The 21388-nt window shown below is 68.9% G+C and carries 18 protein-coding genes; 9 read left to right on the plus strand and 9 right to left on the minus strand.

The genetic code is table 11. The features are described 5' to 3' along the window. Positions 1–41: 41 nt before the first annotated feature. Both ACSQ2H_RS04740 and ACSQ2H_RS04745 read right to left on the minus strand, forming a co-directional pair. Positions 42–1187: an epoxide hydrolase family protein gene (locus ACSQ2H_RS04740; RefSeq protein WP_436060304.1), complete on the minus strand. Its 1146-nt coding sequence runs from the start codon at positions 1185–1187 to the stop codon at positions 42–44. Positions 1188–1258: 71 nt separating this feature from the next. Next, positions 1259–1861 (minus strand): TetR/AcrR family transcriptional regulator, encoded by a 603-nt coding sequence (locus ACSQ2H_RS04745; RefSeq protein WP_436060305.1) that lies wholly within the window; start codon positions 1859–1861, stop codon positions 1259–1261. Positions 1862–1943: 82 nt separating this feature from the next. Here ACSQ2H_RS04745 and ACSQ2H_RS04750 point away from each other — a divergent pair, with 82 nt between their 5' ends. The 5 genes from ACSQ2H_RS04750 (at position 1944) to leuA (ending at position 7802) form a co-directional block, all read left to right on the plus strand. Next, positions 1944–2993, plus strand: coding sequence for a DUF2855 family protein (locus ACSQ2H_RS04750; protein ID WP_436060306.1), 1050 nt, complete (start codon positions 1944–1946; stop codon positions 2991–2993). 24 nt (positions 2994–3017) lie between these two features. Next, positions 3018–4409, plus strand: coding sequence for a carotenoid oxygenase family protein (locus tag ACSQ2H_RS04755; RefSeq protein WP_436060307.1), 1392 nt, complete (start codon positions 3018–3020; stop codon positions 4407–4409). A gap of 194 nt (positions 4410–4603) precedes the next feature. Then, complete coding sequence (locus ACSQ2H_RS04760; protein ID WP_436060308.1) at positions 4604–5584, plus strand: NADPH:quinone reductase; 981 nt, start codon at positions 4604–4606, stop codon at positions 5582–5584. Further along, positions 5581–5955 (plus strand): DUF4440 domain-containing protein, encoded by a 375-nt coding sequence (locus tag ACSQ2H_RS04765; protein WP_436060309.1) that lies wholly within the window; start codon positions 5581–5583, stop codon positions 5953–5955. Before ACSQ2H_RS04760 ends, ACSQ2H_RS04765 begins: the two co-directional genes overlap by 4 nt. 179 nt (positions 5956–6134) lie before the next feature. Then, positions 6135–7802, plus strand: coding sequence for a 2-isopropylmalate synthase (leuA, locus tag ACSQ2H_RS04770; protein ID WP_436060310.1), 1668 nt, complete (start codon positions 6135–6137; stop codon positions 7800–7802). A 229-nt stretch (positions 7803–8031) separates the two neighbouring features. On the opposite strand, the gene ACSQ2H_RS04775 is transcribed toward leuA, so the two are convergent. Both ACSQ2H_RS04775 and ACSQ2H_RS04780 read right to left on the minus strand, forming a co-directional pair. Further along, on the minus strand, positions 8032–8736 hold the full coding sequence (locus ACSQ2H_RS04775; protein ID WP_436060311.1) for an energy transducer TonB: 705 nt from the start codon (positions 8734–8736) through the stop codon (positions 8032–8034). Next, complete coding sequence (locus tag ACSQ2H_RS04780; RefSeq protein ID WP_436060312.1) at positions 8736–10784, minus strand: TonB-dependent receptor domain-containing protein; 2049 nt, start codon at positions 10782–10784, stop codon at positions 8736–8738. The genes ACSQ2H_RS04775 and ACSQ2H_RS04780 overlap by 1 nt, the downstream gene beginning before the upstream one ends. A gap of 162 nt (positions 10785–10946) precedes the next feature. Here ACSQ2H_RS04780 and ACSQ2H_RS04785 point away from each other — a divergent pair, with 162 nt between their 5' ends. Further along, positions 10947–11744, plus strand: coding sequence for a DUF4198 domain-containing protein (locus tag ACSQ2H_RS04785; RefSeq protein ID WP_436060313.1), 798 nt, complete (start codon positions 10947–10949; stop codon positions 11742–11744). A gap of 11 nt (positions 11745–11755) precedes the next feature. Beyond that, entirely contained in the window at positions 11756–12220 is a 465-nt protein-coding gene (locus ACSQ2H_RS04790) for a hypothetical protein (protein WP_436060314.1), read from the plus strand. Between the two features lie 55 nt (positions 12221–12275). On the opposite strand, the gene ACSQ2H_RS04795 is transcribed toward ACSQ2H_RS04790, so the two are convergent. From ACSQ2H_RS04795 to ACSQ2H_RS04815, 5 genes are all read right to left on the minus strand, one after another. Then, entirely contained in the window at positions 12276–13415 is a 1140-nt protein-coding gene (locus tag ACSQ2H_RS04795) for a serine hydrolase domain-containing protein (RefSeq protein ID WP_436060315.1), read from the minus strand. A gap of 46 nt (positions 13416–13461) precedes the next feature. After that, complete coding sequence (locus ACSQ2H_RS04800) at positions 13462–14259, minus strand: class I SAM-dependent methyltransferase (RefSeq protein ID WP_436060316.1); 798 nt, start codon at positions 14257–14259, stop codon at positions 13462–13464. A 13-nt stretch (positions 14260–14272) separates the two neighbouring features. Beyond that, positions 14273–17035, minus strand: a complete 2763-nt coding sequence (gene secA / locus ACSQ2H_RS04805; RefSeq protein WP_436060317.1) for a preprotein translocase subunit SecA — start codon at positions 17033–17035, stop codon at positions 14273–14275. Between the two features lie 207 nt (positions 17036–17242). Next, on the minus strand, positions 17243–17545 hold the full coding sequence (locus ACSQ2H_RS04810; RefSeq protein WP_436060318.1) for a GIY-YIG nuclease family protein: 303 nt from the start codon (positions 17543–17545) through the stop codon (positions 17243–17245). Positions 17546–17620: 75 nt separating this feature from the next. Then, positions 17621–18796, minus strand: a complete 1176-nt coding sequence (locus tag ACSQ2H_RS04815) for an acetyl-CoA C-acyltransferase (RefSeq protein ID WP_436060319.1) — start codon at positions 18794–18796, stop codon at positions 17621–17623. A 151-nt stretch (positions 18797–18947) separates the two neighbouring features. On the opposite strand from ACSQ2H_RS04815, the gene ACSQ2H_RS04820 reads away from it, so the two are divergent. Together ACSQ2H_RS04820 and argJ are read left to right on the plus strand one after the other, a co-directional pair. Continuing rightward, positions 18948–19934, plus strand: a complete 987-nt coding sequence (locus ACSQ2H_RS04820; protein ID WP_436060320.1) for a peptidyl-prolyl cis-trans isomerase — start codon at positions 18948–18950, stop codon at positions 19932–19934. Next, a complete protein-coding gene (gene argJ / locus ACSQ2H_RS04825; protein WP_436060321.1) occupies positions 19931–21361 on the plus strand; it encodes a bifunctional glutamate N-acetyltransferase/amino-acid acetyltransferase ArgJ in 1431 nt (476 codons plus the stop codon). Before ACSQ2H_RS04820 ends, argJ begins: the two co-directional genes overlap by 4 nt. The last annotated feature ends 27 nt before the right edge of the window (positions 21362–21388 follow it).

A 21388-nucleotide genomic window follows, 5' to 3' on the forward strand; every position in this document is an offset into this window, starting at 1 on the left:
GCTTCTGCGCATCGATCCACCTCCCCCAGGAGGGGGAGGAGCTATCCGTGCTCCCGGCCCCAGGCCTGGACGTCGGCAACGAAGAGGTCCGGCTCCTCCATGGCCGCGAAGTGGCCGCCGCGCGGCTGGTCGCTCCAGCGGACGATGTTGTAGGCGCGCTCGGCCCAGGCGCGGGGCGGGGCGGTGTAGAGCGGCTCGCCCGGGAAGTTGGCGAAGGCGGTCGGGGTCTCGCAGCGCTGGCCTTCGGCGAGGGCGACGCCGCCCTCCTCAAGGAAGCCGCGGTAGTACCAGGCGCCGGTCGTGAAGCTGCCGGTCATCACGTAGAGCATGATATTGGTCAGCAGCTTGTCCTTGGGGTGGACCTGATCGAGGGGCTTCTCACGCAGGTCCGACCAGTCGTGGAAGCGCTCGGCGATCCAGGCGGCCTGGCCGACCGGGTTGCCCGCGCCCATCCAGGCCAGCGACTGCGGCTTGGAGGCCTGGAGCCGGAAGTAGGCGCCCATGAGCTCCATCATCTGGCCCTGGCGGGTGAGCCAGGCGACCTCGGCCTCGTCCTTGGGGCCGCCGAACGGGCGCAGGGCCATCATGTTGAGGTGGATGGCGCGGACGTTCTCGCCATGCTCGTGGCCGAGCCAGGAGGTGACCATCGCGCCCCAGTCGCCGCCCTGGGCGAGGTAGCTCGAGTAGCCCAGCACCTGCGTCATCAGGGCGTTGAACAGCCGCGCGGTGGTGCGCTGGCCGATCGGACGGACCGGCTTGGACGAGAAGCCGAAGCCGGGCAGCGAGGGGATCACCAGGTCGAAGGCGTCCTTCGGATCGCCGCCGAAGCGGCTGGGGAAGGCGAGCTTCTCGATCGCGCCCCAGAACTCATAGTGCGAGCCGGGCCAGCCGTGGGTCAGCAGCAGCGGACGCCGGCCGCCGGCCTCGCCGACCACGTGCACGAAATGCAGGTCGTAGTCCTCGACCCGGGCGGTGAACTGCGGGAAGCGGTTGAGGTCGGCCATGGCCGCGCGCCAGTCGTAGCCGCCGGTCCAGTGCGCGCAGAGATCCTTGAGGTAAGCTCCATCGCAGCCATAGGCCCAGCCGTCAGGGACCTCCGGGGCCGGCGGCCAGGGATAGGCGCGGACCTGATCCAGCACCGCCTGCACGGCCTGGTCGCTCCAGGCGACCTCGAACGGTTGAACCATCTTACCCCTCCCGATCTCGTTGAGGGGAGGATGCGCGGCTTGCCCCAAGGGGCGTCAAGAGGGCGCGCGCGTTACGCCTCCGGCCGCAGGCCCTTGGCGAGGGCGTGACCGAGCTGGCGGTTGAGGGTGCGGGCCATGCCCTTGGGCAGCTTGCCGGCCAGTTCGAGGGTCACCGCGCCGTGGGTGGCGGCCCAGAACATGCGGCCGATCTCTTCCGGGTCGCCCTCCATGACGCCGGCCTCGACCAGGCCGCGGATATAGGCCGACTGCATGGCGTTGGCGCGGGCGGCGGCGGCGACGAGCTCGGGATAGTCCTTCTCGTGCGGCTGGTTGAGGTCGAACATCAGCTTGTAGGTCTGCGGGTGTTCGAAGGCGAAGTTCAGATAGGCCTCGCCGACCGCCGAGCTCTTGGCCTTGGCGCTGCCCTGGGTGGTCGAGAGCGCGGTCTCCAGCGCTTCGGCGAAACGGTTGAAGCCGTTGGTGCGCACCGCCGCCAGGATGTCTTCCTTGTCGGTGAAGTAGCGGTAGGGGGTCATCGGGCTGACGCCGAGTTCGGCGGCCAGCTGGCGCATGGTCACCGCGTCGGGGCCCTTTTCCGCAAACAGCTTCTCGGCCGCGTCGCACAGGCGTTCGCGGAAGTCGGCGACATCGGACTCGGAGAGGACGCGGGGCATCGGTAAACTCGACCCAAAGAAAGTGCTTGTCCTGGGTTAGCTCTTACGTAATAAATTTACAACGTAAAAAGGCGAGGAAGCGATGTCGGACTGGGATGTGCTCGTCGCGAAGGACGATTTGCGCAAGATCGAGGTGCGGGAGGCCGCGCCGCGGGCGCCGCTGGCGGACGGCGAAGTCCGGCTCGAGGTCGAGCGGTTCTCGCTCACCGCCAACAACATCACCTATGGCCTGATCGGCGAGGCCTTCGGCTACTGGAAGTTCTTCCCGGCCGCCGAGGGACTGGGGCGGATCCCGGTCTGGGGCTTTGCGACGGTGGTGGACTCCAACGCCGCCGACGCGCCGGTCGGCCTGCGGGTGTTCGGCTATCTGCCGATGTCGAGCAGCTTCGTCGCGAGGCTGGCGCGCAAGGGCGGCGGCTATGTCGACACCTCGGCGCACCGGGCCGAACTGCCGCCGACCTACAACGCCTATGCGCAGGCGCCGGAAGACGCCTCGGACGACCATCGGGCGCTGCTGCGGCCGCTGTTCATGACCTCATGGCTGCTGGACGACTTCCTGTCCGAGGACGCGTCCTTGAAGACGCTGGTGCTGTCGAGCGCCTCGAGCAAGACGGCGATGGGGCTGGCCTGGTTCGCGCGGCGGCGCGGGACGCCGGTGGTGGGGCTGACGTCTCCGGGAAACGCCGCAACGCTGGCTAGCCTCGGACTCTACGATCGGATCGTGCCCTATGGAGAGGCCGGATCGCTGAAGGTTGAGGGGCCGGCGGTCTATGTCGACTTCGCCGGCGACGCGCAGGTCAATGAGACGGTGCACACGGCGCTGGGCGGGGACCTGGCGCGCAGCATCATCGTCGGCGGCACCCACTGGAGCGGCGATCGCGCGCCGCGCGCCCTGGCCGGCCCGCAGCCGGTGCTGTTCTTCGCCCCCGACCAGATCCGCAAGCGCGCAGCCGAATGGGGCCAGCAGGAGCTGGACCAGCGGTTCGTCGCCGCGCTGCGCGAATTCGTGGCCGACGCCGGTTGGCTGAAGCTGAAGCAATCGACCGGCCCGGACGGGCTTCTGGCGGCCTATCGCGAGGTGCTGGAAGGCCGGGCCCGGCCCGACGAAGGACACATCATTCGACCGGCCTGAAGCCGGCGTCAGAGGAGGAAGACCATGGACGGCGATGTTCGCATCAATCCCTACCTGGCCGGCAACTTCGCGCCGGTCCGCAGCGAAGACGACTTCGAGCTGACGGTGACCGGGGAGATCCCCAAGGGCCTGCGCGGCACCCTCTATCGCACCGGGCCGAACCCGCAGTTCGAGCCGCGCGGCGAGTACCACTGGTTCTCGGGCGACGGCATGATCCACGCCTTCCACGTCGAGGACGGCAAGGTCAGCTATCGCAACCGCTATGTGCGCACGCCCAAGTGGGAGGCCGAGAACGCCGCCGGCCGGGCGCTGTGGGGCGCATTCGGCAACCCGGCGACCACCGATCCGAGCGTCTTGGGCAAGGACAGCGGCGGGGTGGCCAACACCAACATCGTCTTCCACGCCGGCAAGCTGCTGGCCCTGGAAGAGGGACATCTGCCGTTCGAGATGCAGCCGCGGACCCTGGAGTCGCAAGGCCCGGTCGAGCAGTACAAGGGCCGCGTCACCGCCCACCCGAAGATCGATCCGAAGACCGGCGAGATGGTCTGGTTCGGCTATGGGATCGGGCCGATGCCGTTCGGCACGGGGATCAGCTACGGGGTCACCGACGCGTCCGGCAAGGTCGTCCGGCGCGACGACTTCGAGGCGCCCTATTCCTCGATGATCCACGACTTCCTTGTCACCGATAACTACGTGCTGTTCCCGGTGCTGCCGCTCACCGGCAGCATGCAGCGGGCGATGAGCGGCCTGCCGGCCTTCGCCTGGGAGCCCGACAAGGGCAGCCACGTGGCGGTGATGCGCCGCAACGCCGACGTCTCGACCATCCGCTGGTTCAACGCCCCGCCATCCTACGTCTTCCACCCGATGAACGCCTGGGAGGAGGACGGCAAGATCATCGCCGACGTGTTCCGCTATGACAGCGCCCCGCTGTTCCCCAACGCCGACGGCTCGCCCGGCGCCAAGGCCGCGGCGCGGCTGGTGCGCTGGACCTTCGACCTGAACGGCAATTCGGACGCCATCAAGGAAGAGGCGATCGATGACCTGGACGGCGAGTTCCCGCGCTTCGACGAGCGGCATGCGGGCCTGGCCTATCGGCACGGCTGGTATGCGGCCGACCCGAGCAACGCCAAGACCATCAAGCAGACGGCGATCGCGCACCTCGACCTGAAGACCGGCAAGCGCCAGGTCTACGAGCTGTCGGGCGGGGACATGACGTCGGAGCCGGTGTTCACGCCGCGCTCGGACAGCGCCGACGAGGGCGACGGCTGGGTGACGGCGGTGGTCTGGCGGGCGGCCGAGAACCGCAGCGACTTCGTGGTGTTCGACGCCCAGGACATCGCCAAGGGCCCGATCGGGACCGCGCACCTGCCGCGCCGCGTGCCGTTCGGGTTCCACGGCAATTGGGTGGCGGAGTAGGGCCGAACTTCTTCCTCCCCTGCACAGCGGGGGAGGGGGACCGCCCGAAGGGTGGTGGAGGGGGCGGCCCCGCCCACCGAGCCCGGTCACGCCCCCTCCACCGGCTGCGCCGGTCCCCCATGAATGGGGGAGGAAAAGCTGACGGCCGCCGATTTCCGCCCTAGACCTGTCGCCCTGAACAAGCGGGAGGGGCCATGCGGGCGATCTGGTATGACCGGACGGGACCGGCGCGGGACGTGCTGGAGCTGGGCGAGCGGCCGACGCCGCAGGCCGGGCAGGGCCAGGCGCTGATCAGGGTGCGGGCCTCGGGCGTCAACCCGTCCGACGCCGGGATGCGGGCGGGACCTGGGCCGATGGCCTATCCGCGCATCACCCCCAACAGCGACGGGGCCGGCGTGGTCGAGGCGGTCGGGCCGGGCGTGGCGCAGAGCTGGGTCGGCAAGCGGGTCTGGTTCTACAACGGCCAGCGCAACGGCCGGGCGTTCGGCTCGGCGGCCGAGTACATCGAGCTCGACGTCGACCTGCTGAGCGAACTGCCGGACGCGGTGTCGTTCGCACAAGGCGCAACGCTGGGCATTCCGTGCATGACCGCGCATCGCAGCCTGTTCCTGGCCGGGCCGGTGCAGGGGCGCACGGTGCTGGTCACCGGCGGGGCCGGCGCGGTCGGGCACTATGCGGTGCAGCTGGCCGCCTGGGCGGGCGCCACGGTGATCGCCACGGTCAGCTCGGACGAAAAGGCGCAGCGGGCCCGCGAAGGCGGCGCGCATCACGTCATCGACTATCGCCGCGAGGACGTCGCCGCGCGGGTGCGCGAGCTGACCGGCGGGGAGGGCGTGCAGCACGCGGTCGAGGTCGACTTCGGCGGCAACCTCGCCTCGACCCTGGCCAGCGTGCGCTTGAACGGCTCGATCGCCTACTACGCCACCAAGGGCGCGCGCGAGCCGGTCTTTGCGGCCGGGGCGGCCATGGGCCTGAACCTGCAGATCAACAGCGTCTACCTGCCGGTGTCGCCGCACGAGGCGCGGCGCCGCGCCCAGGCCGACATCACCCGCTGGATCGGGACCGGCGAGCGGATGCTGTCGGTGGCCGGGCGCTTTCCGCTCGAGGACTGCGCCGGCGCGCACGAGCTGGTCGAGAGCGGCGGCAAGGTCGGCACGGTGGTGGTCGAGCCGTGACCGCGCCGCAGGACGCCATCCGCGCGCGGCGCAAGCTGACCAACAAGCTGATCGCCGCCCATGACGCCCAGCGGCTGAAGCCGTTCTTCGCGCCGGACGCCAACCTGATCTCGGGCGAGGGCGGCCTGCTGATGGGCGCGCCGTCGATCATCGCCGCCTTCGAGGCGCAGTTCGCCGATCCGAGCTTCGTGACCTATCTGCGGACCACCGAGAGCGTGACCTTGGCGGCCGACGGCGCCCGCGCCGCCGAGGCCGGGACCTGGCTGGCGACGTGGAAAGACCAGACCGCGACCGGGCCGTATCTCGCGGCCTGGAAGAAGGTGGTCGGCCAGTGGGTGATCGAGAGCGAGACGTTCGTCACGGTCGGCTGACGCGGCGGCGCGGTTGAACCGCGCGCGGCCTGCGGCTATGGATGGGGCATGGTCCGCACCTTTGCAGCCCTTCTTGCGCGACTTACCGGCGGCCGCCGGACCTAGACGGCTGCCCCGGCGGCGGCACGCCAGCCTCATCGACAATCGTACCTGACCGCCTCGTTAGAGAGAGCCGCACCATGCTGCGCGACCCTTCCGTAAAATACCGCCCGTTCCCGCAAGTCGACCTGCCCGACCGCCAGTGGCCGTCGAAGACCATCACCAAGGCGCCGCGCTGGCTGTCGACCGACCTGCGCGACGGCAACCAGGCCCTGGCCGACCCGATGAACGCCGAGAAGAAGCAGCGCTTCTTCGACCTGCTGGTCGGCATCGGCGCCAAGGAGATCGAGGTCGGCTTCCCGTCGGCCGGCGCCACCGAGTTCGACTTTATCCGCAGCCTGATCGAGCAGGGCCGAGTGCCCGACGACGTGATGATCCAGGTGCTGACCCAGTCGCGCCGCGACCTGATCGAGACCAGCTTCGCAGCCCTGGAGGGCGCGCGGACGGCGACGGTGCACCTCTACAACGCCGTCTCGCCGGTCTGGCGCGAGGTGGTGTTCGGCCTGGACCGCGCCGGCGTGAAGGCGCTGGCGGTCGAGGGCGTCAGCATCATGCGCGAGCAGGCCGAGCGGCGGCCGGGCACGGATTGGCGCTATGAGTACAGCCCCGAGACCTTCTCGACCGCCGAGCTGGAATTCAGCCTGGAGGTCTGCGAGGCGGTGCTGGATGTGCTGCAGCCGACGCCGGAGAAGCCGGTGATCCTGAACCTGCCGGCGACGGTCGAGGCGTCGAGCCCCAACATCTACGCCGACCAGATCGAGTGGATGTGCCGCCACATCTCGCGGCGCGACAGCGTGGTGATCTCGCTGCATCCGCACAACGACCGCGGCACCGGCGTGGCGGCGGCTGAGCTGGGGCTGATGGCCGGCGCCGACCGCATCGAAGGCTGCCTGTTCGGCAACGGCGAGCGCACCGGCAATGTCGACCTGGTGACCCTGGCGCTGAACCTCTACACGCAAGGCGTCGATCCGGGGCTGGACTTCTCGGACATGGAGACGGTCGTGAAGACCGTCGAGTACTGCAACCAGCTGCCGGTGCATCCGCGCCACCCCTATGCGGGCGAGCTGGTGTTCACGGCGTTCTCGGGCAGCCACCAGGACGCGATCAAGAAGGGCTTCGACGCCCAGGCCAAGCGCAACGACCAGATCTGGGCGATGCCCTATCTGCCGATCGACCCGGCCGACCTGGGCGGCAGCTACGAGGCGGTGATCCGGGTCAATTCGCAGTCCGGCAAGGGCGGCGTCGCCTGGGTGCTGCAGCAGGACAAGGGCCTGAAGCTGCCCAAGCCGATGCAGGCGGACTTCAGCCGCGCGGTGCAGCAGCTGGCCGACGAGACCAGCCGCGAGCTGGCGACGGCCGACATCTGGCAGGCGTTCGAGCGCGCCTATCACCTGACGCCGGGCCAGCGCTTCGAGCTGGCCAGCTTCGAGGAGTCGGGGGTCTCGCGCGTCGACGGCCAGCGGGTGTTCGTTGGCCAGCTGCGGCTGGACGGGCGCGAGATGACCATCCGCGGACGCGGCAACGGGCTGATCTCCAGCCTGCTGGCGGCGCTGGAGCACGACTGCGGGCTGAAGCTCGACGTCGCCGACTTCCAGGAGCATGCGATCGGGGCCGGCGGCGACGCGATCGCCGCGGCCTATGTCCAGTGCCGCACGGCGGACGGGCGCACGGTGTTCGGGGTGGGCATGGACGCCGACGTGGCGACCGCCTCGGTGCGGGCGGTGCTCAGCGCGGCGAACGGGGTGTGAGGACGATTGCTCCCCCATGGGGGGAGCTGTCAGCGAAGCTGACTGAGGGGGACTTCCGACTCAGCAGGCCCCCTCCGTCTCGCGGCTGCGCCGCGATCCACCTCCCCCAGCGGGAGAGGAACTGAAGGCTTGCCGCTCATCCGGGTGAAGGCCGGGGTCCAGCGCATCGACCGGGCCGGTGACCGACTCCAAGCGCGGTCGTGGGCCCCGGCCTTCGCCGAGATGAGCGTCAGCGGGTGATGAAGAACTCCACCGGGGTGGAGACCTCGATCCGTTCGCCGCGCACGGTGTGCGGGGCGCCGGGGAAGGGGTTGGAGCGGTCCAGCATGGCCATGGCCTCGGCGTCGAGGGTGGCGTAGCCGGACGAGCGGGTGACGTCGCCGCCGAGCAGCCGGCCCTGGCGATCGACCGCGAAATGGACATGCACGACGCCCTCCTCGCGGCGCATCCGCGCGCGCTTGGGATAGGTCTTGTGCGCTTCCAGCCAGGCGCGCAGGCGCGAGGCGTAGTCGTTGCTGGCACCGTTCCTGGCGTCGATGTCGAGCCCGTCGCGGGTTCCCTGCCGCTGAGCGGTCAGGGCCGGGGCGGGCGGGCCGGCGGCGGCGACCTGCACGGGCGAAGGCGACGGCGCGGGGGCGGCCGCAGCGGCCGCCGGCGGCGCGCTGGGCGCCTCTCGCGGCTGCGGCGGCGCGGGGACTGAGGCGGAAGACGTCGGCGCAGGCTCCCGAGGAGGGGAGGAAGGAGCCTGCGCCGACGTGGGGACCGGGGCGTTATTCGCGCCGCCCCGGACCTGAACCAATTCCGCCAGCATGACCGTCTCGTCCCACACCGGCGCCGCATCGCCCCCCGAGCGCATGACCAGGGCGAGGACGCCCAGGTTCAGCGCCGCGGAGACCGCGAAGGCGACCGTGCGTGTGGGCGTGACGCGGATCATCAGAAGGTCCGCGCCAGGGTCAGCTTGAAGGTCCGGCCTTCGGCGTCGAGCGACTGCAGGTGGCGGCGGAACTGCTTGTCGAGCACGTTGTCGACCGCCGCGCGGACCTCCAGGCCCTCGAACGGACCCTGGTCCGGCGTCCAGGTCAGGAAGAGGCCGTGGACCCCGTAGCCGCCGGTGCGGCGGCCGCCCGGACCAATGTCGTCCTGGTCGGCCGCGAACTCTCCACGCCAGCCGGCGCTGAGGTTCTGGTCGACGAACCGCCAGCCGACGGTCATGTCGAGCTCGTCGGCCGGGATGGTGTTGAGCGGCAGGCCGGTGATGCGGTTCTCGCCCTCGATCCGCGAGAGGCCGGCGCGGGCGAAGAGGTTGCGCGAGGCGTACTCGGCCTCGATCTCGACGCCCTCGAACCGCGATTCACCGACGTTGACGAAGTAGGCCGAGTTGGCGGTGCCGCGGGTGATCAGGTTGGAGACGTCGTTGCGGAAAGCGGTGACCTTGGCGCGGACCGCGTCGCCCTGGGTCAGCACGTCGTCGAACGAGAGGGTGAAGCCGCCCTCGAAATTGTCCGACTCTTCCGGCTTCAGGTTGAGGCTGAAGTTGTTCGCGGTGGCGTTGGTGCGGCTGTAGATCTCGTCGAGCACCGGCATGCGCACGGTGCGGGCGACCGAGCCGAACACCGCGAAGTTGTCGGTGAACGAGTAGAGCACGGCCAGCTTGGGCGATGCGGCGCTGTCCTCGACCTCGGTGCGGTTGGTGACGCCGGCGCCGGGCTTCAGCTTGGTCCAATCGACGCGGACGCCGGGGATGATGGTCAGCTTGTCGGACCAGATCAGCTCGGCCTGGGCGAACAGGCCGTACTTGCCCATGTCGCCTTCCGGGTGGGTGGCGGCGCCGGGCGTGGTGTTGCCGGCGGCGTTGACCCGCGGATTGCGGCGTTCCTGCTTGTAGGCCTGGGCGCCGAGGAACAGGAAGCCGGTCCAGTCCTCGCCCCAGTCGAAGCGCGAGGTGTTCTGGATGCGGCCCTGCCAGGTCTCGTAGGAGAACTCGGAATAGACCACGCCGGGCAGGAAGGTGGTCTCGCGCTGCTCGACCTTGGAGTTGGCGTAGGAGACCTGGGCCTCGAGGTCGAACAGCTTGGAGCCGCCGAAGTCGTTCTCGTAGCCGAAGGTGGCGGTGATGTCGTCGACCTTGCGGCGGACCGGCGTGGTGCCGAAGGCCTCGGCCTGGTCGTACATCTGGGTGCTGTCGGACAGCCAGTTCTGGTAGGTCGCCCAGATGCTGTGGTCCTGGTCGCCGCCGATGTAGTAGCGGCCCTTCAGCAGGTACGAGCTGGAAGAGACGCCGGACGGGTCGACGGTGGTCCCGTCGCCGCTTTTGTAGTTGTCGGCCTCGCGGCGGGTGTACATCGCCAGCAAGTCGAGGTTCTCGACCGGCTGGCCGGCGACGATGGCGGTGCCGAACACGCCTTCGTTGTTGCTCTCGAAGCCGGCGCGCAGGCGCACGGCGAAGCGGTCGTCGCCCTTCAGGAAGTCCGAGGCGTCCTTGGTGGTGAAGTTGACCACCCCGGCCAGGGCGCCGGCCCCGTAGAGGGTCGAGGAGGCCGGGCCGCGCAGGACTTCGACGCGCTTGTACATGTCCGGCTCGCTGAACAGCGCGCCCATCCGGTACTGCTCGTAGAACTTCGTCACCCCGTCGATCTGGGTGAGGATGCGGCTGTCGGAGTCGGCGATGCCGGTGCCCATGCCGCGGATGTTGAAGCCCTGACCCAGGGCCGAGACGCCGCCGACGACGCTGACGCCCGGAATGGCTTCCAGCAGGTCGCCCATGGTGGTGGCCTGGGCGTTGTCGATGTCGTCCTGGTCGAGAGCGGTGACCGCCTGGGGCGTGTCGATGGCGACCTTCTCGGCGCCGGCGGAAACGACGATGCGGCCGAGCGACAGCTGCGAGGCCGCGCCTTCCGACGCCTGCTGGGCGTTCGCCGCCCCGGCCAGCAGCAGGACGGACGCGCCCGCCAGTAGTCCAACCCGTCTACGCCCCGGCGCCATCGTTCTCTCCAAATAATATGCAAGTGCGAGTCAATCGCATATGACTCGTGTGACGCCCCCCGTGGGCGCTCAATGAGGCCGCTAATGCAGCATCCGAAAGTCAATTGCAAGTGACTCGCAAGTGCATTAGTCGGCAAAGGACGAACTGATGAAGGGGACCCCATGGGGCGTATCGGATTTGCGGCGTTGGCAGGCGCCGGTTTGCTGGCGGCGGCGCCAGGCATGGCGCAGGCGCACATGCCTTACATGCTGCCCAACCTGTTCGACCTGACCGGCCGTGATCATGTCACCGTCCAGGCGAGCTTCACCGAAGACCCGTTCCAGGCCGAGGTGGTGATGAAGTCGGACGCCTGGCACGTGCGCGGCCCGGGCGGGGCGGTGACCCCGATCTCCGGCGTCACCTATCTGCGCGACCTGGCGGTGTTCGAGGCGCCGATCGCGGCGAAGGGCACCTATCGCGTGTCGTCGGGCGAACGCTTTGGCCGCAAGGGCAAGATGTATCGCGACGCCAAGGGCCAGTGGATCATCAGCGAGGGCAAGGACAAGCCGGCCGATGCGCCGCTGGTCGACGTGCAAAGCATGACCCTGGCCGAGGTCTATGTGACCCGCGGCGGGCCGAGCAAGGACGCCCTGGCGCCGACCGGCAAGAGCCTGGAGCTGCGCCCCATCACCCATCCGAGCGAAATCTTCGCCGCCCAGCCGGCGCAGTTCGAGCTGCTGTTCGAGGGCAAGCCGGTCAGCGGCGCGCACGTCGAGGTGTTCCGCAGCGCCGGCGTCTATGACGGCAAGAAGCAGGTCGGCGGCCAGATCACCACCGACGCGGCCGGCAAGTTCGCGATCACGCCGCCGGACGCCGGGACCTACCTGGCGCTGATCCGTTACCGCACCGAAGCCCCGGCCGGCGCGGAGACCCCCTACCGCAGCTACTCCTACACCCTGACTTTCGAAGCGACCGAATAGGACCGACCGACATGACCAGCTTTCGTCTTCCGCTTGCCGTGACCGCCGCCCTGCTGGCGCTGGGCGCCGCCTCGGCGCAGGCCGCGCCGCACGAGCACTCGGCCTTCGTCACCGACTACGACCTGGACAAGGACGGCAAGGTGACCGCCGCCGAGTTCAAGACCGCGCGCGACCAGCGCTTCGCGGCCATGGACGCCGACAAGGACGGCGTGCTGACCGAGGCCGAGTACGTCGGCGAGTACGAGGGCCGCCTGACCGCCCAGCTGGCGGCCTCCAGCGAGAGCGCCGAACGCAAGGAAGAGCAGCGCGTGCGCCAGATGCGCCAGGCGCACGTGCGCTTCGGCGTCCTGGACAGCGACAAGGACGGCAAGATGACGCCGGCCGAATTCGAGGCCTCGGGCCTGCGCGCCTTCGCCGAACAGGACGGCGACGGCGACGGCGTGGTCACCGCGGCCGAGAAGAAGAAAGGCGACTAGGATCTGGCCATCCTAGAAGCCTGAGGGCTGGGGCGGCGCGTACGGGCGCGCCGCCTCAGCCCAATGCCTCCCACATCGCCATGGCCAGGCTGAAGGCGCGCATGTCGCCGGTCGTGGTGCCCGCCATCTTGTTCATGGCGTAGGCGAAGACCGTGCGCGCATCCATGTCGACGATCACCAGCGAACCGCCGTAGCCGCCCCAGTAGATGGTATTGGGGTTGGGCAGGGGCACCGCTCCGCCGGCCAGGCCAAAGCCCATGCCGAAGCGCGCCGGAATGCCGAGGATCAGGTCCGGCCCCTCGATCTGCAGCTCCAGCGCCTTGCGGCAGCCGGCTTCCGACAGGATCCGCTTGCCCTTGGCGACGCCGCCGTTGGCGAGGACGGACTGCACCTCGGCGACCGAGCGCGCATTGCCGGTCCCGCCCGCGGCGGGGATCTCCGCGCCGCGCCAGGCGCGCGTGCGGGTCTCCGAAACCTCCAGCGGCGGGTTGTCCGACATATTGGCCTGCAGCTCGCTGCGCGGCCCGGCGCCGAGACCCGCCTCGGCCGGCGGCGGGGCGATCAGCTCGGCGACGCGGGCGTCTTCCGAGGCCGGAAGGCCGATGTAGAAGTCGGCGTCCAGCGGCTGAGCGATCTCCTCGCGGAACACCGTGCCCAGGCTCTTGCCGGTGATGCGCCGCACGACCTCGCCGATCAGATAGCCCTGGGTCAGGCCGTGGTAGCCCGGGGCCGTGCCCGGCTCCCAGAACGGCTCCTGGGCGGCCAGCATCGAGGTCGCCTTGTCCCAGTCGTAGAGGTCTTCCTTGACCATCGGCTCCTTCCAGCCGGAGAGGCCGGCCGAGTGGCTCATCAGGTGGCTGACCTTGACCGCTTGCTTGCCGGCCGCGGCGAACTCGGGCCAGTAGCGGGCGACCGGGGCGTCGAAGTCGAGCTCGCCGCGGTCGGCCAGCAGCAGGGCCGTCAGGGCGGTCATCGTCTTGGTGGTCGAGTAGACGTTGACGAGGGTGTCGCGCTCCCAGGGGCGCGTGCGGGCCTCGTCGGCGAAACCGCCCCAGAGGTCGACCACGGTCTCGCCTTCCACCGTGGCGCAGAACGAGGCGCCGATGTCGGCGCCGCTGTCGAGATTGGCTTCGAACGCCGTGCGCACGCCGGCGTACTTGTCGTGGACGAGACCCTGAACTGCACCGTCGGCCATGGTCTGGCTCCTCCCATTTGGGGGGGAGCCTAGCAGCCCTGGAGGCCTAGCCGAAGAGTTTGCCGAACAGGCCCTTGCGCGGCGGCGCGGGCGGCGGGGCGATGTCGCACGACAGGTCGGGCAGCCCGCCTTTGCGCGAGACCAGCACCTCGATGTATTCGGCGTGGATGCCGCGGCCGAGGTCGTCGATGGTCCAGATGGTGGTGCTCAGGCCGCTGACCGAGTCCCAGTAGGCGGCGATGTCGTAGCCCCAGTCGATGGTCACCAGCGAGCCGTTCGGGTCCATCGGGTTGCCGTGATAAACCGGCTCCAGCAAGTGCTCGACGCCGCCGTCCGGCCGGCGGGCGGCGCGACGGACCGACGGCTTTTCCTTGTTCACGATCGGCACGGTGCAGACGTGCAGGCCGCCCGGCTTCAGGGTGCGGGCGATCTCGCGCAGGGCCAGGTCCGGGGCGAAGACATGCTCCATGACGTCCTGGGTGACGACGAGATCGAAGCTGGCGTCCGCGAAGGTCTGGCGCTCGAGGTCCTCGGAGCGCCAGCCGCCGGCGGGATGGGTCGAGCCCCAGGGGATCGACGGATCGTACTGGCTGGCCCGGTAGCTTGGCGCCTGGTCGGCCAGGCGCCGGCTGGCGGCGGTGCCGGGCGAGCTCTCGTGGATCGTCAGCTCGCGCCAGTTGGGCCGCAGCTGGGCGAGCACCGAGAGCAGCGCCCGCTCGCGCGGTTGGGCGTTGCAGGTCTGGCAGAGGAAGTGGTCCCGCAGCCAGGGATCCCTGGCCGCGAAGGTGGCGGGGAGTTCGCAGACTGGGCAGAAGCCGTCGACCTGGAAGAGGAAGTCGGCCATCTGCTCGGGTCCCCTAGATCAGCGCACCATGGCAGTGCTTGAACTTCTTACCCGAGCCGCAGGGACATACCTGGTTGCGACCTGTCTGCTCCCAGCCGTCGGGCAGGGCCGTGATCGGCAAAGCCTGGCGCTGTTCGGCCGAGAGGCCGTCAGGCAGGGCGCCCATCTGGGCCGCGTTCTCGCCAGTGAGCGGGTCCATGTGGACTTCTGTCAAGCCGGACAGCGGCGCGATGGGTTCGGGCTCGGCGAACTGGAACTCGACGGTCATCAGCCAGCGGGTGACGTTCTGGCGCAGATCGACCAGAAGCTTCTCGAACAGCGTGAACGCCTCGGTCTTGTACTCGTTCAGCGGGTCGCGCTGGCCGTAGCCGCGCAGGCCGATGACGTTGCGCAGGTGGTCGAGGTGCATCAGGTGCTCGCGCCACTGCAGATCGATCATCTGCAGCAGGAAGCTCTTTTCCAGATTGCGCATCTGGTCGGGGCTGATGGCGGTCTCGCGTTCGGCGGCGCGGGCGTCGGCCGCCTGCTGGATGCGCTCGCGGATCTCTTCGTTGGCGATGCCTTCCTCAGCCGCCCAGGCGGCGAGCGGCAGGTCGAGGCCGAGCAGTTCCTGAACGCGCTCGGTCAGGCCGGCGATGTCCCACTGTTCGGCGTAGGCCTTGGGCGGCAGGTGGCGCTCGACCAGGTCCTCGACCGTGTCCTGGCGCATCTCGGTGATGATTTCCGAGAGGTCGGCGGCGGTCATGAACTCGGCGCGCTGCTCGAACACGGCCTTGCGCTGGTCGTTCACGACGTCGTCGTACTTGAGCAGGTTCTTGCGGATCTCGTAGTTGCGCTGCTCGACGCGCTTCTGGGCCTTCTCGATGGCGGCGTTCAGCCACTTGTGGGTGATCGCCTCGCCTTCCTGGACGCCGAAGGTGCGCATGATCGCATCGAGGCGTTCGCCGGCGAAGATGCGCAGCAGGTCGTCCTCGCAGGAGAGGAAGAACTTCGAGTGGCCGGGGTCGCCCTGACGGCCGGTCCGGCCGCGCAGCTGGTTGTCGATCCGGCGGCTTTCGTGGCGCTCGGTGCCGAGCACGTAGAGGCCGCCGGCGGCCAGGGACTGTTCCTTCAGCGCCTTGGTGTCGGCCTCGATACGCGCACGCTCCTCGGCGGCGGCCTCGGGGGTGACCTCGATGCCGAGGCCGCGCTGCTCCTCGCGCCACTTCAGCACGCGGATGTCGATGTTGCCGCCCAGCTGGATGTCGGTGCCGCGGCCGGCCATGTTGGTGGCGATGGTCACCGCGCCGGGGATGCCGGCGTCGGCCACGATCATGGCTTCCTGCTCGTGGTAGCGGGCGTTCAGAACGTTGTGTGGGACGCCGTTCTGGGTCTTGCCGTTGTGCTCGAACTTGTGGGCCTTGAGCAGCTCGGACAGCTGCTCGGACTTCTCGATCGAGACGGTGCCGACGAGGATCGGCTGGCCGCGGACATAGCAGGCCTCGATCTGCTTGATGATCGAGTCGTTCTTCTCGCGCTCGGTGCGATAGACCTCGTCGTCGTCGTCGATCCGCGCGACCGGACGGTTGGTCGGGATCTCGGAGACGTCCATCTTGTAGATGTCGCCGAATTCTTGGGCCTCGGTCGCGGCTGTGCCGGTCATCCCCGAGAGCTTTTCGTAGAGGCGGAAGTAGTTCTGGATCGTCACCGAGGCCAGGGTCTGGTTCTCGGGCTGGATGTTGGCGCCTTCCTTGGCCTCGATGGCCTGGTGCAGGCCTTCGGACAGGCGGCGGCCCTGCATCATGCGGCCGGTGAACTCGTCGATCAGGATCACCTCGCCGGCCCGGACGATGTAGTCCTTCTCGCGGGTGTAGAGGATGTTGGCGCGCAGCGCCTGGTTCACGTGGTGGACGATCGAGACGTTGGCCGCGTCGTAGAGGCCGGCCGAGTCGGGATCGAGATGGCCGCCGGCGGTCAGCAGTTCCTCGACCTTCTCGGAGCCTTCCTCGGTCAGGATGACCTGGCGCTGCTTCTCGTCGTGGTCGAAGGTCGTCGGATCCTGGATCAGCTCCTTCATGACCAGGTCGATGGTCTTGTAGAGCTCGCTGCGGTCCTCGGTCGGGCCCGAGATGATCAGCGGGGTGCGGGCTTCGTCGATCAGGATGGAGTCGACTTCATCGACGATCACGAAGTTATGGCCGCGCTGGACCATCTCGGTCGGATCGTAGACCAGGTTGTCGCGCAGATAGTCGAAGCCGAACTCGTTGTTCGTGCCGTAGGTGATGTCGGCCTGGTAGGCGGCCTGGCGCTGGCCCTGGGAAAGGCCGTGGACGATGACGCCGGTCGAGAGGCCGAGGAAGGCGTAGACCTGGGCCATCCAGTCGCCGTGCAACTGGGCCAGGTAGTCGTTGACGGTGATGACGTGCACGCCCTTGCCGGCGAGCGCGTTCAGATAGGTCGGCGAGGTGGCGACGAGGGTCTTGCCTTCGCCGGTCCGCATCTCGGCGATGCCGCCGTTGTGCAGCACGATGCCGCCGACCAGCTGGACGTCGAAGTGGCGTTGGCCCAGCACCCGGCGCGAAGCTTCGCGGACGACGGCGAAGGCTTCTTCGAGGATCTGGTCGAGGGTCTCGCCCTTGGCCAGGCGGTCCTTGAATTCGTCGGTCTTGCCGCGAAGCTCGGCGTCGGAGAGCGCCTGCATCTTCGGCTCTAGCGCGTTGATCTTGGCGATCCGCGTGTTGAGGCCTTTGACCTTGCGGTCGTTCGAGGAGCCGAAGAAGCGTTGGAAGATGCTCAAGGGAAATCGTTCCGGATTTGCGGGAGGGCCCGGCGGCGGCGCCTCTAAGCCTGCTCGCCTGCCCGGAAATTCCGCTCTTTTCAGGGCGCGCGAGACTTAAGCAGCGCCCATGCCAGTGTCAACGCGGGGGTGGCCGCTCAACGCAATGGTGAGGTGTCGCGCCCCATCACCGCTCGTCCCGGCGGAAGCCGGGATCCAAGCTGCTCGTCAATCGAGCGAGAGCAGATTGTTGAGGTCCGGATAGAGGTCCCGCCACGTCGGATTTAGCGCTTCGATCAACTCGATCTTCCAGCGACGCTTCCATTCCTTGATCTGGCGCTCGCGACGAAATGCGCCTTCTCGGCCCTCGAAGGCCTCGAACCAGACAAGTTGCGTGATGTCGTATTTGGCGGTGAAACCGCGCCGGACCTTTTCTTTGTGTTCGAAGATCCGCTTCGGAAGGTCGTCGGTGCTTCCGGTGTAGAGCGTCCCGTAAGGGCCGCTCGCCAGGATGTAGGTGTAGAAGCCCATCCCCCGCTCGGCTGAAATTCAGCTTGGGTCCCGGCTTTCGCCGGGATGAGCGGGGGAGGGGTCAGTTCTCAAGTCTTAGTAGATTTCGATCAGGCCGGCGGCGCCCATGCCGCCGCCGATGCACATGGTGACAACGCCCCACTTGGCGCCGCGGCGCTTGCCTTCCTGCAGGATGTGGCCGGTCAGACGGGCGCCGGTCATGCCGTAGGGGTGGCCGATGGCGATCGAGCCGCCGTTGACGTTGTACTTTTCCGGGTCGATGCCCAGCTGGTCGCGCGAATAGACGCACTGCGAAGCGAAGGCTTCGTTCAGTTCCCAGATGTCGATGTCGTCGACCTTCAGGCCATGACGCTCCAGCAGACGCGGAACGGCGAAGACCGGGCCGATGCCCATTTCGTCAGGGGCGCAGCCGGCGACGGCCCAGCCGCGGAAGGCGCCGAGCGGCTCGAGGCCGGCCTTGGAGGCGGCCTTGGCTTCCATCAGCACCACGGCGGCGGCGCCGTCCGACAGCTGCGAGGCGTTGCCGGCGGTGATGAACTTGCCTTCGCCGCGGACCGGCTGGAGCTTGCGGAGACCTTCGATGGTGGTGTCGGGACGGTTGCACTCGTCGCGATCGACCAGATAGTCGACGATGCTCTCTTCCTTGGTTTCCTTGTTCACGACCTTCATCTTGGTCGCCAGCGGGACGATTTCGTCCTTGAACTTGCCGGCCTGCTGGGCGGCGGCCATGCGGCGCTGGGATTCCAGGCTGTACTCGTCCTGGGCTTCGCGGCTGACCTTGTAGCGCTCGGCGACGATGTCGGCGGTGTCGATCATCGGCATGAAGATGGCCGGATACTGGGCGACGAGGTTCTTGTCGAAGTTGTCGCTGCCGCCGCCGCCGCCGCCCGGGAAGGACAGGGATTCGACGCCGGCGCCGATGGCGACTTCAGCGCCGTCGTTGCGGATGTAGTTGGCCGCGGTGGCGATGGTCTGCAGACCCGACGAGCAGAAGCGGTTGACGGTCACGCCCGAGGTGGTGATCGGCAGGCCGGCCAGCAGGGCGGCCTGACGGCCCAGGTTCCCGGCGCCGTGCGCCACGTTGCCGAGGATCACGTCTTCGACGGCGGCCTTGTCCACGCCCGAGCGCTCGACTGCGTGCTTGATCGCATGGGCGGCCATGGTCACGGTCGGGGTCATGTTGAACCCGCCGCGCTGGGACTTGGCCATCCCGGTCCGAGCGTAGGAGACGATTACGGCTTCACGCGTCATGAAATGATTCCTCCGAAAAAAATGAGGCCGCGACGGCTGTTATCCGGTCCGGGCGGCTTTAGATCGGGCGCGACCTTTGCATCCCCGCGCCGAGTTGGCTAGGGACGGGCAAGCGCCTGCGGGCGGTTTTCGCACACGAGGTACGTCGACGATGACGAACTCCGCCTTTCGCCGCGTCCCGAACGCGCTGGCGCTGGCCGCGGTCATGCTGGTCGCGGCGAGCCTGCTCGTCGCCTGCGGCGACCGCGGCGGGACCGAGGGCGCGCCCGCGCCCGGCGACACCGCCGTGGCCAAGGTCGACGGCAAGACGGTGTGGGCCTCGGACGTCAAGCGCGAGGCGGTGGCCCAGGGCCTGATCGGCGAAGGCGAGCCGCTGGACGTCTCCTCGGACCTGTTCCGCCGGGTGCTGGACGAGGTGGTCGACCAGAAGCTGCTGGCCGCCGAGGCGCTGAGCCGCAAGCTGGACAAGGATCCGGTGGCGCAGAAGCGGCTGGCCGCGGCGCGCGAGCGGATCCTCGGCGACATGCTGGTCGAGAGCGTGGTGGCCGACGCCGTCAACGACAACGCCATCCGCGGGCTCTACCAGGAGCAGCTGAAGCTGGCCAAGCAGTCGGAGGAGATCCGCGCCCGCCAGATCGTCGTCGCCACCGAGGCCGAGGCCGAGGCGGTGCGCAAGCTGCTGGCGACCGGGGCCTCGTTCGACGCCCTGGCGATGGAGCGCTCGACCGACGCGGCGACCCGGTTCAACGGCGGCGACCTCGGCTACTTCACCGTCGACGTCATGCCCGAGGCCTATGCGGCGAACCTCAAGACCGGAAAGGTCGGCGACATCGTCGGCCCGTTCGGGATCGAGGGCGGCTGGGCGATCCTGAAGATCGAGGACCGGCGGCTGGAGCAGCCGATCACCTTCGAGGCGGCCAGACCGCAGATCGTGCGTTTCCTGACCTATGACCAAGTCCGCGACCTGCTGGAGAAGCTCCGAAGCCGGGCGAAGGTCCAGACGCTGATCGGCGCGCCGCAAGACGTGCCGGGTCAGCCGAAGGAACCCGCCGACGCCCCGAAGACCGCTCCGCAAACTCCCGCGACGAAGGCCGCCCCGGCCGCGTCCGCCGCCCCAGCCAAGGCCGCCCAGCCATGACCAAGACGCCCGCCGCCCCGAAGAAGGCCGCCCCGATCAAGTCCACCGCCGGCAAGGCGCTGGAAGCCGCCGCCAAGCCCGTCGAGGCGCTGGCCGGCGCGATCGTCGATCCGCTCGCCACCGCCATCAAGCGCGCCGCCAAGAAGACCGAGCCGGCCCCGAAGGCCGAGCCGGCCAAGCCCGCCAAGGGCGCGCTGCCGGTGTCGCCTCTGGCCGTGCCGTTCCCGCAGATCCCGCCGATCGCCGGCGTGCAGCTGGCGACCGGCCGGGCCGGTTTCTACAAGCACGAGCGCGAGGACCTGCTGGTCATGCGCTTCGCCAAGGGCACGGCCGGCGCCGGCGTGTTCACCCGCCACGGCATCGGCTCAGCGCCGGTCGACTGGTGCAAGAAGCATCTGGAAATGACCAAGGGCGCCGACGTGCGCGCCCTGGTGGTCAACGCCGGCTGCGCCAACTCCTTCACCGGCAAGCCGGGCGCCGATGCGGTGCGGCGGGTGGCCTCGGCCGTGGCCAAGCGCTTCGACTGCCGCCAGCGCGACGTGATGGTCGCCTCGACCGGGGTGATCGGCGTGCTGCTGGACGACACCAAGATCGCCCACCGGCTGCCGGAGGTGGAAGCCAAGCTGACCGACCACGGGTGGGCCGGCGCGGCGCGGGCGATCATGACCACCGACACGTTTCCCAAGGGCGCCTACGCCGAGGCGATGATCGACGGGGAGAAGGTGCGCATCGCCGGCATCGCCAAGGGCTCGGGCATGATCGCGCCCGACATGGCGACGATGCTGGCCTTCGTGGCCACCGACGCGAAGATCTCGTCGACCGCCCTGCAGACCCTGGCCAGCCTCTACACCCGCAACAGCTTTAACGCGGTGACGGTGGACGGCGACCGGTCGACCAACGACACCCTGCTGCTGTTCGCCACGGGCCAGTCCAGCGCCCCCAACATCACCCGCGCCGGCGACCGGCGGCTGGCCGACTTCCGCGAGAAGCTGGAGGCGGTGCTGATGGACCTGGCGCTGCAACTGGTCCGCGACGGCGAGGGCGCCAGCAAGTTCGTGAAGGTGACGGTGTCGGGGGCCGCGAGCTCGGCCAGCGCCCGCAAGATCGCCCGCACCATCTGCGAGAGCCCGCTGGTCAAGACCGCCTTCGCCGGCGAGGACGCCAATTGGGGCCGGATCGTCATGGCCGTGGGCCGCGCCGACGAGCCGATCGACCGCGACCGGGTCAAGGTGCAGTTCGGGCCGCTGGTCGCCGCGCAGGACGGACTCATCTCGCCGACCTACGACGAGGCCAAGATGAGCGCCTACATGAAGAACCAGGAGCTGGAAGTGTCGGTGGACGTCGGCGTCGGCCGCGCCTCGGCGACCATGTGGACCTGCGACCTGACCAAGCAGTACGTCGCGATCAACGGCGACTATCGGTCTTAGCGGCTTCAGATCCTCCCCCAGTGGGGG

The sequence above is a fragment of the Phenylobacterium sp. LjRoot97 genome, from assembly GCF_964254345.1.
In the GTDB taxonomy this organism is placed as follows: Bacteria; Pseudomonadota; Alphaproteobacteria; order Caulobacterales; family Caulobacteraceae; genus Phenylobacterium.